This window comes from Citrobacter sp. RHBSTW-01013, assembly GCF_013781985.1.
In the GTDB taxonomy this organism is placed as follows: domain Bacteria; phylum Pseudomonadota; class Gammaproteobacteria; order Enterobacterales; family Enterobacteriaceae; genus Citrobacter; species Citrobacter braakii.
Window position 1 is genome coordinate 2,397,227 of the sequence record NZ_CP056185.1, and the last position, 15,632, is coordinate 2,412,858.

Below are 15,632 nucleotides of genomic sequence, written 5' to 3' on the forward strand. Positions count from 1 at the left end.
TTATCAGAAAATACGTTCCTGGTGCACCCATACCGCGGCTTCAACACGTGATTTGAGCTTCATTTTCTTCAGCATATGCTTCACGTGAACTTTTACCGTGCTTTCGGTGATGTCCAGGCGGCGGGCGATCATCTTGTTAGGCAGGCCCTGGGCGATGAGCTTAAGAATATCGCGTTCGCGCGGTGTCAGTTGGGTAACATCACGGTCGGACGTTGCGCGATTAGCGCGTAGGCTGGCGGCCAGAACCGGCGTTAAGGCTTCGCTCAGCACCATTTCACCGGCAGCCGCTTGCTGCAATGCTTTCAGCAAATCTTCCGGCTCCATATCTTTCAGCAGATAACCGTCGGCACCGCGCTTCAGTGCAGTAACCACGTCTTCTTCATGATTGGATACGCTAAACACGACGATACGGCCTGACAGTGATTTCTCACGCAGCTTGTCGAGTGTTTCCAGACCGTTCATGCCAGGCATGTTGAGATCAAGAAGGATCAGATCGGGATCAAGGGATTCTGCCAGCTCGATACCCTGCTCACCATTGCTGGCTTCGCCGACAACGGTGATATCGGGCGCCATGCTGACAAGCTGTTTTACACCGGTTCGCAGCATCGGATGATCGTCGATCAACAGGATGGTTGCCGGTTCCAGATTACTCATGGGTATCTCCTTGGACTTCTGTGAAGTTTGTTTCGGGAATAAAAGTGACAGCAACTTCAGTACCGCCTGTCTCGCGACGGCGTACACGGCAATCGCCGCGCAAGCTTTGCGCACGGTCGCGCATGATTATCATGCCGTAGTGGTTACTGCGTTCGGCGTTTTCCGGTACGCCGCAGCCGTTATCTTGCACTGTTAGTCTGACCTGCTTACCATTTTGCACCACCGTTACGACCACTTCATCGGCCTGAGAGTGTTTGAGGGCGTTGCTCAGGGCTTCGCGCGCAATTTGTAGCAGGTGAATCGCCTGATGCGAAGGGACCAGACGCGGTGGCAGCTGATAATCCAGCTTAACCGTAAAGCCAAAACGTGCGCTGTATTCCTGACAGCTGGCTTCCAGCGCCGGTCTCAATCCAGGTTCCGTCAGCTGTAAACGGAAGGTCGTTAACAGCTCGCGCAGTTGCGCCCAGGAGGCGTTTAGCTCGTTACGAATCTGACTGAGCAGCTCGCGGCAGTTATCTGAAAGCGCATCGCCCTGCATCTGCAAACAGCTCACCTGCATCTTCATACAGGAGAGCGATTGTGCAATAGAATCATGAAGTTCGCGCGCAATGGTGGCACGCTCTTCCATCACGATCAACTGCTGCTGACGCTCCTGATGCCTGTCGAGTGCAAGCGTTGCGGTCAGTTGCTCAACCAGGGTATCAACCAGTTGCTGCTGATCGTGGCTGAGATGGCGTCCGTACGGCAAAGTCGCGAGCAGGATACCATACTGGGTATGGGCGTCGGTTAGCCGCCATTTCAGCGTGATACCGCCGTCAATGGCGGGTAGCGTACCGCGCGGACACAACTGGCAGCCTTTCTCATCACAGCTAACATTGGACTGGCAGGTAAATTCCTGATGATTATCTTCATCTTCCAGGTCATAGACCCGCAGTTCAATATCATGCAGCAGGGTCAAATTTTGCAGACCGTTCAGTACCGGAGAGAGGCGTTCGCACAACGGCACCTGAGAGTGCAGACGGCGATTGGCTTGCCACAGGAAAGAGAGGATCTGATTTTTGTGCTCCAGACCCGCCGTTTTCTCCTGTACCCGCTGTTCCAGCACCGCGTAACTTTCGGCCAGTTCTTCCGACATATTATTCAGCGCCGAACCCAGCGCTGCCATCTCATTACGCCCACTGATATGTGCGCGTTGGGTAAAATCACGTTGACTGACGGCTCGCGCCATCGCCAGCAGTTGTTTCCACGGCTGTAACAGGCGCACGCGCAGCCAGATAATGGTGAAGACCAGCAGCAACGCCATAAATACGGCCATCAGGCGATGCAGCAAGACGACGCGTTCAATGCGTAACTCGGTGGTATGGTCAAAGGCGGTGACCAGCTTATCCAGTCCGCCCACAAAGCGCCTGACATCCTGCGCTACCGCATCGGGCGTTTGCGCATGCGCAAGCCCCGGTGCCAGTTTGGTGTGCCAGTAATCCTGTAAGGCTTTTAACTGCGCCTGTTGTCCGTCACGCTGCGCGGCACGCGTCAATTCCGGGCTAAACGCCGTTTGCTCCATTTCATCCAGCAGTGGTTGATCGTTGGCGTCCAGCGGTATGGCCGCCAGCAGGCGATAGCTTTGCATGCGTAGCGATCCCGCTTTGTTGATTGCATGCGCGCTACCCTGAACGCCCTGAACCAGCCAGCCAGAGACTGCCATACCCGCCACGCCGATGGCAGTAGACAATAAAACAATCAGCGCCACCTGGTTGACCAGCGTAAGCGGGGAAAGACAACGTTTAAACATGGTGACTTGTTCCTTCGGGTTTTCGTAAAGCCGAAAACCTTATTGAATGACGATTCTGCTGCAGGCAGTGGCGTTATTCTCGGCGATACACTGGAGTATACCCATACCTCAAACGGGCTACCCCTTAATTGCCGCCAGAGGGAGAGATCCTAAACGAGGGGGAGTAGGGGACGACAGAAGCGTGAAAAACCACATCTTTTTTACCGAAGTTATGTACTCATTTAGGATGATGATAAATTTCAGGCATCAATAATGACACCTTTTCCTTTGATTTATATCAACTTACCTCCAGCTGTAAACCCTAATGTGGCAGGCATCGAAACAAGTATCAGAGGTGTCTATGAGTCACTCATCTGCCCCGGAAAGGGCATCTGGAGCTGTAATTACTGAATGGCGGCCGGAAGATCCCGCCTTCTGGCAGCAGCGTGGTCATCGAATCGCCAGCCGTAACCTGTGGATTTCCGTCCCTTGCTTGCTGCTGGCGTTTTGCGTGTGGATGTTATTTAGCGCCGTGGCGGTGAACTTACCGAAAGTCGGATTTGATTTCACCACTGAACAACTGTTCATGCTGACGGCATTACCTTCGGTGTCCGGTGCGCTGCTGCGTGTACCGTACTCCTTTATGGTCCCCCTGTTTGGTGGACGTCGCTGGACGGCGTTCAGCACCGGTATCCTGATCATTCCTTGCGTATGGTTAGGTTTTGCGGTGCAGGATACCTCCACGCCATTTAGTACCTTTATCATTATCTCGCTGTTGTGCGGTTTTGCCGGTGCGAACTTTGCCTCCAGCATGGCAAACATTAGCTTCTTCTTTCCAAAACAGAAACAGGGCGGCGCGCTGGGTCTGAACGGTGGTTTGGGTAACATGGGCGTCAGCGTGATGCAGTTAGTCGCTCCGCTGGTGGTTTCACTGTCAATCTTTGCCGCATTTGGCAGCCAGGGTGTTGAACAACCGGATGGTACGCAACTGTATCTGGCAAACGCTGCATGGATTTGGGTCCCGTTCCTGGCTGTTTTAACGCTGGCCGCATGGTTTGGTATGAATGAACTGGCAACCTCAAAAGCTTCGCTGAAAGAGCAATTGCCGGTGCTGAAACGCGGGCACCTGTGGATTATGAGCCTGCTGTATCTGGCAACCTTCGGTTCATTTATCGGTTTCTCTGCCGGTTTCGCGATGCTGTCAAAAACGCAGTTTCCTGAGGTACAGATCCTGCATTACGCCTTCTTTGGACCGTTGATTGGCGCCCTGGCTCGTTCAGCAGGCGGCGCAATCTCTGACCGGCTGGGGGGGACCCGCGTAACGCTGGTGAACTTCGTGCTGATGGCTATTTTCAGTGCCTTACTGTTCCTGACGCTGCCATCAAACGGTGTCGGTGGCAACTTTATCGCCTTCTTTGCGGTGTTCCTGGCGCTGTTCCTGACGGCTGGTCTGGGGAGTGGTTCAACCTTCCAGATGATCTCTGTTATCTTTCGCAAGCTGACGATGGACAGAGTGAAAGCTGAAGGCGGTTCAGAAGAGAAAGCGATGCGCGAGGCGGCGACCGACACCGCGGCAGCGCTGGGCTTTATCTCAGCTATTGGTGCGATCGGCGGCTTCTTTATTCCGAAAGCATTCGGTACGTCCCTGGCATTAACTGGCTCTCCGGTCGATGCGATGAAAGTATTCCTAATCTTCTACGTCGCCTGTGTGGTTATCACCTGGGCGGTGTACGGACGTCATTCTAAAAAGTAAAAAAGTAGTAACTGTTGATTATCCATTGCGCGGTGTTAGACCGCGCTTTTTTTTTGCCCGTCATTAGTTACAACATACTTTTATATTGTGGCACGACAACAGCCTGTTAGAACGGCGCTCGCAATATGCTAAACAGGGGGGATACCCCTTAATACCCACTTATAAAGAATTTAACATTTGTATGATAAGTGAGTTTAAAAAAATCAATAAAATTCAATATGTTGATTGATTTATCAATATCCCACTAAGGGGGTATGTGAAAATCGACCCTTAATTTTCATCCCTGCCTGCCTTGATCGTTATCAATTCTCACGCCCTTTCAGAGCGTTACCTTCGCTCTCAATCAAGCAATGTCGATTTATCAGAGAGCCGTCAGGCTCCTACAGGAGAAAACCGATGAGTAAATTCCTGGACCGGTTTCGCTACTTCAAGCAGAAGGGCGAAACCTTTGCCGATGGGCACGGCCAGCTTCTCAATACCAACAGGGACTGGGAGGATGGATACCGCCAGCGTTGGCAGCATGACAAAATCGTGCGTTCAACCCACGGTGTAAACTGCACCGGCTCATGCAGCTGGAAAATCTATGTGAAAAATGGTCTGGTGACCTGGGAAACCCAGCAAACTGACTACCCACGCACTCGTCCAGATATGCCCAACCACGAGCCTCGCGGCTGCCCGCGTGGTGCAAGCTATTCATGGTATCTCTACAGCGCTAACCGTCTGAAATACCCGCTGATGCGCAAACGTCTGATGAAGATGTGGCGTGAAGCAAAAAGACTGCACAGCGATCCGGTAGATGCATGGGCATCCATTATCGAAGACGCCGATAAAGCAAAAAGCTTCAAACAAGCGCGTGGTCGTGGTGGATTCGTTCGTTCTTCCTGGCAGGAAGTGAATGAGCTGATTGCCGCATCTAACGTTTACACCATCAAAACCTATGGTCCTGACCGCGTCGCAGGCTTCTCGCCAATCCCGGCGATGTCGATGGTTTCTTATGCGTCCGGCGCACGTTATATGTCGCTGATTGGCGGGACCTGCCTGAGCTTCTATGACTGGTACTGTGACCTGCCGCCAGCCTCCCCGCAGACCTGGGGCGAGCAGACCGACGTACCGGAATCTGCCGACTGGTATAACTCCAGCTACATTCTGGCATGGGGCTCTAACGTACCGCAGACCCGTACCCCGGATGCGCACTTCTTTACTGAAGTTCGTTATAAAGGCACCAAAACAGTAGCAATTACTCCTGACTACGCAGAAATCGCCAAACTGTGCGACCTGTGGCTGGCTCCGAAGCAGGGAACCGATGCGGCGATGGCAATGGCGATGGGTCATGTCATGCTGCGCGAGTTCCACCTCGATAACCCGAGCCAATATTTCACCGACTACGTTCGTCGTTATACCGACATGCCAATGCTGGTGATGCTCGAAGAGCGCGACGGCTACTATGCTGCTGGTCGTATGCTGCGTGCTGCGGATCTGGTTGACTCTCTGGGGCAGGAAAATAACCCGGAATGGAAAACTGTCGCTATCAACAGCAACGGCGAAATGGTTGCGCCAAACGGTTCAATTGGTTTCCGTTGGGGCGAAAAAGGCAAATGGAACCTTGAGCAGCGCGACGGCACGTCCGGTGATGAAACCGAACTGCAGCTCAGCCTGCTGGGTAGCCAGGATGATATCGCTGAAGTGGGCTTCCCGTACTTTGGTGGCGAAGGTACCGAGCACTTCAGTAAAGTCGAACTGGAAAACATTCTGCTGCATAAATTGCCCGTTAAACGCCTGCAACTGGCCGATGGCTCTACGGCGCTGGTGACCACCGTTTACGATCTGACTATGGCTAACTACGGCCTGGAACGTGGTCTGAACGATGAAAACTGCGCGACCAGCTACGATGACGTGAAAGCGTACACGCCAGCGTGGGCAGAAAAAATTACAGGCGTATCACGTTCTCAGATTGTACGCATCGCCCGTGAATTTGCGGATAACGCAGATAAAACGCACGGTCGTTCGATGATTATCGTCGGCGCCGGTTTGAACCACTGGTACCACCTCGATATGAACTATCGTGGCCTGATCAATATGCTGGTGTTCTGTGGCTGTATCGGCCAGAGCGGCGGCGGCTGGGCCCACTATGTAGGGCAGGAAAAACTGCGTCCGCAAACTGGCTGGCAGCCGCTGGCGTTTGCTCTTGACTGGCAGCGTCCGCCTCGTCATATGAACAGTACCTCCTACTTCTATAACCACTCCAGCCAATGGCGCTATGAGACGGTGACTGCACAGGAACTGCTGTCCCCGATGGCAGACAAATCCCGCTATAGCGGTCATTTGATTGACTTTAACGTTCGCGCTGAACGTATGGGCTGGTTACCGTCTGCGCCGCAGTTAGGGACTAACCCGCTGTATATCGCGAAAGAAGCGCAGAAAGCAGGTATGACGCCGGTGGACTACACCGTTAAATCCCTGAAAGAAGGTTCTATTCGCTTTGCGGCAGAGCAGCCGGAAAACGGTAAAAACCATCCGCGTAACCTGTTTATCTGGCGTTCAAACCTGCTCGGTTCTTCCGGTAAAGGCCACGAGTATATGCTCAAGTATCTGCTGGGTACTGAACATGGTATTCAGGGCAAAGATCTCGGCCAGCAGAGCGGCGTGAAGCCAGAAGAAGTGGAATGGCAGGATAACGGACTGGACGGCAAACTGGATCTGGTCGTTACGCTGGACTTCCGCCTGTCGAGTACCTGTCTGTATTCCGATATCGTGCTGCCGACCGCTACCTGGTATGAAAAAGACGACATGAATACCTCGGATATGCATCCGTTTATTCATCCTCTGTCTGCGGCCGTTGACCCGGCCTGGGAATCGAAGAGCGACTGGGAAATCTATAAAGCCATCGCCAAGAAATTCTCTGAAGTTTGTGTGGGGCACCTAGGTAAAGAAACCGACGTCGTTACGCTGCCGATACAGCACGACTCCGCCGCTGAACTGGCGCAGCCGCTGGACGTGAAGGACTGGAAAAAAGGGGAATGCGACCTGATTCCAGGTGTTACGGCACCGCACATCATGACCGTTGAGCGTGATTATCCGGCAACCTACGAGCGTTTCACCTCCATTGGTCCGCTGATGGAAAAAATTGGTAACGGCGGTAAAGGGATTGCCTGGAACACCCAGAGCGAAATGGATCTGCTGCGTAAGCTCAACTACACCAAGGCTGACGGTCCGGCGAAAGGCCAACCGATGCTGGATACCGCAATTGATGCTGCTGAGATGATCCTGACGCTGGCTCCGGAAACTAACGGTCAGGTTGCCGTTAAAGCCTGGGCGGCGCTGAGTGAATTTACCGGTCGTGACCATACGCATCTGGCGCTGAATAAAGAAGACGAAAAAATTCGTTTCCGCGACATCCAGGCGCAGCCGCGCAAAATTATCTCCAGTCCGACCTGGTCAGGTCTGGAAGATGAACATGTGTCTTATAACGCCGGTTATACCAACGTTCATGAGCTGATCCCATGGCGTACGCTGTCTGGTCGCCAGCAGTTGTATCAGGATCACCAGTGGATGCGTGACTTCGGTGAGAGCCTGCTGGTGTATCGTCCGCCAATCGACACCCGTTCGGTGAAAGCGGTGATCGGCGAGAAGTCTAACGGTAACCCGGAAAAAGCGCTCAACTTCCTGACGCCGCACCAGAAATGGGGTATCCACTCCACCTACAGCGACAACCTGCTGATGCTGACGCTGTCTCGCGGTGGTCCGATTGTGTGGATGAGCGAAGTTGATGCGAAGGATCTGGGTATCGAAGATAACGACTGGATCGAAGTCTTCAACAGCAACGGGGCGCTGACGGCGCGTGCAGTTGTCAGCCAGCGTGTGCCGGCCGGGATGACCATGATGTACCACGCGCAGGAACGTATTGTTAACCTGCCGGGTTCTGAAATCACCCAGCAGCGCGGCGGGATCCACAACTCGGTAACCCGTATTACGCCGAAACCAACTCACATGATCGGTGGTTATGCGCAACTGGCATACGGCTTTAACTACTACGGTACCGTCGGTTCAAACCGCGATGAGTTCGTAGTTGTACGTAAGATGAAGAACATTAACTGGTTGGATGGCGAAGGCAATGACCAGGTACAGGAGAGCGTAAAATGAAAATTCGTTCACAAGTCGGCATGGTGCTGAATCTCGATAAGTGCATCGGCTGCCACACCTGTTCAGTGACCTGCAAAAACGTCTGGACCAGCCGTGAAGGTATGGAGTACGCCTGGTTCAACAACGTCGAAAGTAAGCCTGGCGTTGGCTTCCCGAACGACTGGGAAAACCAGGAAAAATGGAAGGGCGGTTGGATCCGTAAAATCAATGGCAAGCTGCAGCCGCGCATGGGTAACAAAGCACTGCTGCTGGGTAAAATCTTTGCTAACCCGCATCTGCCGGGCATGGATGATTACTATGAGCCGTTTGATTTTGACTACCAAACGTTGCACAACGCCCCAGCAGACAGTAAGGCGCAGCCGATTGCCCGTCCGCGTTCGCTGATCACCGGTCAGCGGATGGATAAAATCACCAGCGGTCCGAACTGGGAAGAAATTCTGGGGGGCGAGTTCGAAAAACGCGCCAAAGACCAGAACTTCGAAAACATGCAGAAGGCGATGTACGGTCAGTTCGAAAATACCTTCATGATGTATCTGCCGCGTTTGTGTGAGCATTGCCTTAACCCGGCGTGCGTGGCGACCTGCCCAAGCGGCGCTATCTACAAGCGTGAAGAAGATGGCATCGTGCTGATCGACCAGGACAAATGCCGCGGCTGGCGTATGTGTATCACTGGCTGCCCGTATAAGAAGATCTACTTCAACTGGAAGAGCGGGAAATCTGAGAAGTGCATTTTCTGCTACCCGCGTATCGAAGCCGGTCAGCCGACCGTTTGTTCCGAAACCTGCGTAGGCCGTATTCGTTACCTCGGCGTACTGCTGTATGACGCAGATGCGATCGAAAGTGCGGCAAGCACGGAGCACGAGAAAGATCTGTACCAGCGTCAACTGGACGTGTTCCTCGATCCGAACGATCCGGCTGTTATTGAACAAGCGCTGAAAGATGGTATTCCGCTGAGCGTCATTGATGCCGCACAGCAGTCGCCGGTTTACAAAATGGCGATGGACTGGAAGCTGGCGCTGCCGCTGCATCCGGAATACCGCACGCTACCGATGGTCTGGTACGTGCCGCCTTTGTCACCGATCCAGTCTGCCGCCGATGCGGGCGAGCTGGGCAGCAACGGTATTCTGCCGGACGTTGACAGTCTGCGTATTCCGGTTCAGTACCTGGCGAACCTGCTGACCGCAGGCGACACTCAGCCGGTACTGTTGGCGCTGAAACGTATGCTGGCGATGCGTCACTACAAACGTGCGGAAACCGTTGACGGTAAAGTTGATACCCGTGCGCTGGAAGAGGTGGGCTTAAGCGAAGCGCAGGCACAGGAAATGTATCGTTATCTGGCGATTGCTAACTACGAAGATCGTTTCGTGGTACCGAGCAGCCATCGTGAACTGGCGCGTGACGCGTTCCCGGAGAAAAGCGGTTGTGGCTTTACCTTCGGTGACGGTTGCCACGGTTCTGATACTAAATTCAATCTGTTCAACAGCCGCCGCATCGACGCTGTCGATGTGACCAGCAAAACGGAGCCGCACCAATGATTGAACTTGTCATTGTTTCGCGTCTGCTCGAGTACCCGGATGCTGCCTTGTGGCAGCATCAGCAGGAACTTTTCGATGCACTCGCGTCATCTGAGAACCTGGATAAAGAGGATGCCCAGACTCTGGGCATTTTCCTGCGCGATCTCACCGCGCAGGACATGCTGGATGTGCAGGCAAGCTATAGCGAACTGTTTGACCGTGGCCGCGCCACCTCGTTGCTGCTGTTTGAACATGTACACGGCGAGTCCCGCGATCGTGGTCAGGCTATGGTTGACCTGATGGCGCAGTATGAACAGCACGGTCTGCAGCTCGACAGCCGCGAACTTCCCGATCATCTGCCGCTGTATCTGGAATACCTTGCGCAGTTGCCGAAAAGCGAAGCATTAGGGGGGTTACAGGATATCGCGCCGATTCTGGCGCTGCTCAGCGCTCGCTTGCAACAGCGTGAAAGCCGTTATGCGGTGCTGTTCGATCTGCTGTTAAAACTGGCGAATACCGTTATCGACAGCGATAAAGTGGCTGAAAAAATTGCAGATGAAGCGCGTGACGATACCCCACAAGCGCTGGATGCGGTCTGGGAAGAAGAGCAGGTGAAATTCTTCGCCGATCAGGGGTGTGGTGAGTCGGAAATTTCCGCTCACCAGCGTCGTTTTGCCGGGGCCGTTGCGCCGCAGTATCTGAATATCACCACCGGAGGACAGCAATAATGCACTTCCTGAATACGTTCTTCTTTGACATCTATCCATACATCGCGGGTTCTGTCTTTCTGATTGGCAGTTGGCTGCGTTATGACTATGGGCAGTATACCTGGCGCGCGGCTTCCAGTCAGATGCTGGATCGCAAAGGGATGAACCTGGCGTCAAACCTGTTCCACATCGGGATCCTGGGGATTTTTGCCGGGCACTTCCTTGGCATGCTGACACCACACTGGATGTATGAAGCGTGGCTGCCGCTTGAAGTGAAACAAAAGATGGCGATGTTCGCGGGTGGTGCCAGTGGTGTGATGTGTTTGATTGGCGGCGTCTTGCTGCTGAAACGCCGCCTGTTCAGCCCACGTGTGCGGGCGACCACTACCGGAGCGGACATTCTGATCCTCTCCCTGCTGGTGATCCAGTGTGCGCTGGGCCTGCTGACCATTCCGTTCTCCGCCCAGCATATGGACGGCAGCGAGATGATGAAGCTGGTGAACTGGGCGCAGACAGTGGTGACCTTCCAGGGTGGTGCGTCTCAATATCTGGATGGCGTCGCGTTCATTTTCCGTATGCACCTGGTGCTGGGTATGACGCTGTTCCTGTTGTTCCCGTTCTCGCGTCTGGTGCACATCTGGAGCGTTCCGGTCGAATATCTGACGCGCAAATACCAGATTGTTCGTGCGCGTCATTAATCGGTTATCTGTGTAAGACAAAACCCTGCTCCGGCGGGGTTTTTTTACGACTAATTGCCGGATAAGCATAGCGCATCAGGCAAATTGCCGACCCGAATTGAGGCTTGATCGAGGGCAAGGGATGGGGCATTACAGATGGATGGGATACTGGTGCTTTATGAGGTGATGGTGGTAGGGGAAGGATTACTCAGCGCGGTGCGCTTCGCCCTTCGGGTCGTTACCTGCGGCAACGCTTTCTCGCTAACGCTCGAATCGAACCTTAGTCGAAGCTTCTCATCCTTCCCGTCTGGGCAGAATATGAGGCATAACAGATGGATTTGATACAGGTGCTTTATGAAGTGATGGTGGTGGGGGAAGGATTACTCAGCGCGGTGCGCTTCGCCCTTCGGGTCGTTGCCTGCGGCAACGCTTTCTCGCTAACGCTCGAATCGAACCTTAGTCGAAGCTTCTCATCCTTCCCGTCTGGGCAGAATATGAGGCATAACAGATGGATTTGATACAGGTGCTTTATGAAGTGATGGTGGTGGGGGAAGGATTCGAACCTTCGAAGTCGATGACGGCAGATTTACAGTCTGCTCCCTTTGGCCGCTCGGGAACCCCACCAGGGGTATACTAATTTTATGAATCTATCGGAATGAATGGTGGTGGGGGAAGGATTCGAACCTTCGAAGTCGATGACGGCAGATTTACAGTCTGCTCCCTTTGGCCGCTCGGGAACCCCACCACGGGGTAATGCTAGTTACTGGCCTGCTTCCGTTGGAAGCGGGGCGCATCATATCAAATGATGCGCCCCTGTAAAGTATTCCGTTGATAAAAAAGAACTGGTTGCCTGATTTTTACGCGTAAAGATGTAAAGGTAACCAATTCAATTATCAATCGATTACAGAATAATCGTTCGGTTACCGTAAACAAAGACGCGTTGAGCCAGAACCTGATACAGCGCGCGGCTTAATACATTTTTCTCAACGTCGCGGCCCGCACGCATCATGTCTTCCGCGGTGTAGGTGTGATCCACATGAATTACGTCCTGCATAATGATTGGGCCTTCATCGAGGTTATCATTCACGTAGTGGGCTGTCGCACCGATGATCTTCACGCCGCGCTCATAAGCCTGATGGTAAGGGCGAGCGCCAATAAACGCTGGCAGGAATGAATGGTGAATATTGATAATCTTATTCGGGAAGCGTGAAACAAATGTTGGTGTCAGAACGCGCATGTATTTTGCCAGCACGACATAGTCAGGTTGGTGCGCGTCGATAGCATCGGCCATTTTCAGGTCATGTTCGTCACGCGTTAAACCTTCGTGGCTGACCAGCTCAAACGGGATATCAAACCGCTCAACCAAAGGTCGCAGCGTCTCGTGGTTGCCGATCACAGCGGCGATTTCAACATCCAGCCCGCCATAATTGGCCTTCATTAACAGATCACCCAGACAATGTGCTTCTTTGGTGACCAAAATGACGATACGGCGGCGTCCTGCTGGTGTTAATTCACGAATGGAGCCATCTGGTAGGGCACTATCCAGATCGGCAAGCAGCGTAACGTCGTTAAAAATACCCTCCAGTTCGGTACGCATAAAAAAGCGCCCGGTCCGGTGGTCCACGAACTCATTGTTCTGCACGATGTTCAGTTCATGCTTGTAACAGATATTCGTAATGCGCGCGATCAGACCTTTTTGGTCCGGGCAAATAGTACGCAGCACTTTTCGTTGTAATGAATGCATTTGCAGCGGTGATCCTGTTGAGAATGTTTGCAAAATTGATACTGTCGGGCGTTGATTAGCCGCAGCACTTTTTAAATTTTTTACCGGAGCCACAAGGGCAGGTATCGTTTCGTCCAATTTGAGGGCGTGTACCGTCTATATAGTACCACTGACCGTTTTCTTTTAAAAAACGAGAGCGCTCGATAATTGCACCTGTTTTACCTTGTTCAGAAAATCGCGCAACAAAGCTGACATAGCCGATATTTTCTGTGTCTACCGTTTGTTGTTCAAAAACGGTCAGCCCGAGCCATTCAGTGTGGCTAAATCCTGCGATAATGTCGTCGCGAAACTCGGCTGCATGACAGTCCGGATGCCAGGTCTTGATAAGGTAATCTGCGTCTTTCATCACAAAAGCACAGTAACGAGAACGCATGAGATGTGACGGCGTAGGTGCTACTTGCGCGCCAGACACATAACGGTAGCAACATAGGCTATACTCGACAGCGCTACCACAGGGACAAAGCTGAGACACAAAGTACTCCCTGGAATAAAAAAACGGCGTAAAAACGCCAAGGTAGCACTATGTTAACTGAGCGGTAGCGATGTTGCTACGTCTGCAAGCCAGGGGAAGTTTGTACGTACAATGAGAAAAATAAAAATTGGGCTGGCGCTAGGTTCCGGCGCGGCGCGAGGTTGGTCGCATATTGGCGTTATTAAGGCCCTAAAGCATATGGGCATTGATGTTGATATTGTGGCAGGGTGTTCCATTGGTTCGCTTGTTGGTGCAGCCTACGCATGCAATAAGTTACCTGCTCTCGAACAATGGGTTTGTTCTTTCAGCTATTGGGATGTCTTACGTCTGATGGATCTCTCGTGGCGCAGGGGCGGTTTACTGCGTGGTGAACGGGTATTCAATCAGTACCGTAATGTCATGCCGGTAGAAGCAATTGAGCAATGCACTCGCCGTTTCGCAACTGTGGCTACTAATCTGAGTACGGGTCGGGAGCTCTGGTTCACGGAAGGTGATTTGCACCTGGCTGTTCGGGCCTCCTGCAGTATTCCTGGTCTGATGTCCCCTGTAGCGCATAATGGTTACTGGCTGGTCGATGGCGCGGTGGTGAATCCCGTTCCTGTATCCTTAACTCGCGCGCTGGGCGCTGACATCGTTATTGCCGTCGATCTGCAACACGATGCGCATCTTATGCAGCAAGATTTACTCTCCTTCAACGTCAGCAGTGATGCCGAAACGGGTGATGATGTCGACGCGCTTTCATGGCGTGCCCGACTGAAAGAGCGCTTGAGCAACATAACGGCCAGGCGTGCGGTAACCGCGCCGACGGCGATGGAGATCATGACGACTTCTATTCAGGTTCTGGAAAACCGTCTGAAACGTAACCGCATGGCCGGTGACCCGCCAGACATCCTGATTCAGCCGTTTTGTCCGCAAATATCCACGCTGGATTTTCACCGCGCCAGCGCAGCAATTGCTGCTGGACAACTGGCGGTCGAGAAGAAAATGGATGAGCTTCTACCCCTGGTGAAAACCAACATCTAACGCATTTTTTATCAACACTTAAGCAAATTCTGACAGGCGTGAGTAGCAATAGCATGCCACTATTTACTAAAGCCAGTCAGGGGGGAGAGTATGACGCAGCCATTGGTCGGAAAACAGATTCTTATCGTTGAGGATGAGCCGGTATTTCGCTCACTCATGGACTCATGGTTTTCCTCTTTGGGAGCGACAACGGCGGTAGCTGGCGATGGACTTGAAGCACTTGAATTACTCGGGCACTTTAACCCCGACCTGATTATCTGCGACCTGGCTATGCCACGTATGAACGGCCTTAAGCTAGTAGAGTATCTGCGTAATCGTGGCGATCAGACCCCAATCCTGGTGATATCAGCGACGGAAAACATGTCTGATATAGCCAAAGCACTGCGATTGGGTGTGGATGATGTGCTGCTAAAGCCGGTAAAGGACCTGAACCGCCTGCGCGAAACCGTCTTTGCGTGTCTGTATCCGAATATGTTTAATTCACGCGTGGAAGAAGAAGAGCGGCTGTTTCGTGACTGGGATGCGATGGTTGGTGATCCCGCCGCTGCAGCAAAGCTGTTGCAAGAATTACAGCCTCCTGTGTCGCAAGTTATTTCACGATGTCGGATCAACTATCGTCAATTGGTGGCCGCCGATCAACCGGGGCTGGTACTGGATATTGCACCGCTATCGGACCATGACCTTGCGTTTTATTGTCTGGATGTGACGCGGGCAGGGGATAATGGCGTTCTGGCAGCATTGTTACTGCGGGCGCTATTTAACGGTTTGCTGCAGGAACAGCTCGCGCATCAAAATCAACGATTGCCGGAGCTCGGTGCGTTATTGAAACAGGTTAACCATTTATTGCGCCAGGCTAATTTGCCCGGACAATTCCCTTTGCTGGTGGGTTATTACCACAGCGGATTAAAAAACCTGATTCTGGTATCAGCAGGGCTGAATGCGACATTAAATACAGGTTCCCACAATGTACAAATCAGCAATGGCGTTCCGTTGGGAACCTTAGGGAATGCGTATCTTAATCAACTGAGCCAACGTTGCGAATCCTGGCAATGCCAAATTTGGGGGGCCGGTGGTCGGCTGCGCCTGATGTTGTCTGCAGAATGAACAACCGAGTGGCGTGAGAATGAAATTGGCTCACTCC

The 15,632-nt window shown here is 52.7% G+C and carries 11 protein-coding genes, 2 tRNA genes and 2 other RNA genes; 7 read left to right on the top strand and 8 right to left on the bottom strand.

Going from position 1 to position 15,632, the window contains the following annotated elements:
* Positions 1–3 precede the first annotated feature (3 nt).
* Positions 4–654, bottom strand: a complete 651-nt coding sequence (gene narL, locus HV350_RS11640; protein ID WP_003020756.1) for a two-component system response regulator NarL — start codon at positions 652–654, stop codon at positions 4–6.
* Entirely contained in the window at positions 647–2,443 is a 1,797-nt protein-coding gene (gene narX / locus HV350_RS11645; RefSeq protein ID WP_016153285.1) for a nitrate/nitrite two-component system sensor histidine kinase NarX, read from the bottom strand. Before narX ends, narL begins: the two co-directional genes overlap by 8 nt.
* Positions 2,444–2,783: 340 nt before the next feature.
* Between narX and HV350_RS11650 the strand changes: the two genes are divergently transcribed.
* The 5 genes from HV350_RS11650 (at position 2,784) to narI (ending at position 11,234) form a co-directional block, all read left to right on the top strand.
* Positions 2,784–4,175, top strand: a complete 1,392-nt coding sequence (locus HV350_RS11650; protein WP_016153284.1) for a NarK family nitrate/nitrite MFS transporter — start codon at positions 2,784–2,786, stop codon at positions 4,173–4,175.
* A gap of 396 nt (positions 4,176–4,571) precedes the next feature.
* Positions 4,572–8,315: a nitrate reductase subunit alpha gene (locus tag HV350_RS11655; protein WP_047358964.1), complete on the top strand. Its 3,744-nt coding sequence runs from the start codon at positions 4,572–4,574 to the stop codon at positions 8,313–8,315.
* Positions 8,312–9,850 carry a nitrate reductase subunit beta gene (gene narH / locus HV350_RS11660; RefSeq protein WP_003833388.1) on the top strand — a complete coding sequence of 513 codons (1,539 nt, stop codon included), beginning with the start codon at positions 8,312–8,314 and terminating at the stop codon, positions 9,848–9,850. The genes HV350_RS11655 and narH overlap by 4 nt, the downstream gene beginning before the upstream one ends.
* On the top strand, positions 9,847–10,557 hold the full coding sequence (narJ, locus tag HV350_RS11665; RefSeq protein WP_016153282.1) for a nitrate reductase molybdenum cofactor assembly chaperone: 711 nt from the start codon (positions 9,847–9,849) through the stop codon (positions 10,555–10,557). Before narH ends, narJ begins: the two co-directional genes overlap by 4 nt.
* Positions 10,557–11,234 (top strand): respiratory nitrate reductase subunit gamma, encoded by a 678-nt coding sequence (narI, locus tag HV350_RS11670; RefSeq protein ID WP_016153281.1) that lies wholly within the window; start codon positions 10,557–10,559, stop codon positions 11,232–11,234. The genes narJ and narI overlap by 1 nt, the downstream gene beginning before the upstream one ends.
* Positions 11,235–11,400: 166 nt before the next feature.
* On the opposite strand, the gene HV350_RS11675 is transcribed toward narI, so the two are convergent.
* The 6 genes from HV350_RS11675 to HV350_RS11700 form a co-directional block, all read right to left on the bottom strand.
* A non-coding RNA gene (locus tag HV350_RS11675) (RtT sRNA) lies at positions 11,401–11,532 on the bottom strand.
* A 44-nt stretch (positions 11,533–11,576) separates the two neighbouring features.
* Positions 11,577–11,708: non-coding RNA, RtT sRNA (locus HV350_RS11680), on the bottom strand.
* A 44-nt stretch (positions 11,709–11,752) separates the two neighbouring features.
* Positions 11,753–11,837 (bottom strand) — tRNA-Tyr (locus tag HV350_RS11685).
* Between the two features lie 36 nt (positions 11,838–11,873).
* A tRNA-Tyr gene (locus HV350_RS11690) sits at positions 11,874–11,958 on the bottom strand.
* A 156-nt stretch (positions 11,959–12,114) separates the two neighbouring features.
* Entirely contained in the window at positions 12,115–12,957 is an 843-nt protein-coding gene (purU, locus tag HV350_RS11695; protein ID WP_016153278.1) for a formyltetrahydrofolate deformylase, read from the bottom strand.
* 55 nt (positions 12,958–13,012) lie between these two features.
* Entirely contained in the window at positions 13,013–13,468 is a 456-nt protein-coding gene (locus HV350_RS11700; protein ID WP_181630525.1) for a YchJ family protein, read from the bottom strand.
* A gap of 111 nt (positions 13,469–13,579) precedes the next feature.
* Here HV350_RS11700 and rssA point away from each other — a divergent pair, with 111 nt between their 5' ends.
* Complete coding sequence (gene rssA, locus HV350_RS11705; RefSeq protein ID WP_016156731.1) at positions 13,580–14,491, top strand: patatin-like phospholipase RssA; 912 nt, start codon at positions 13,580–13,582, stop codon at positions 14,489–14,491.
* A gap of 90 nt (positions 14,492–14,581) precedes the next feature.
* Entirely contained in the window at positions 14,582–15,595 is a 1,014-nt protein-coding gene (gene rssB, locus HV350_RS11710; protein WP_016153275.1) for a two-component system response regulator RssB, read from the top strand.
* Positions 15,596–15,632 lie beyond the last annotated feature (37 nt).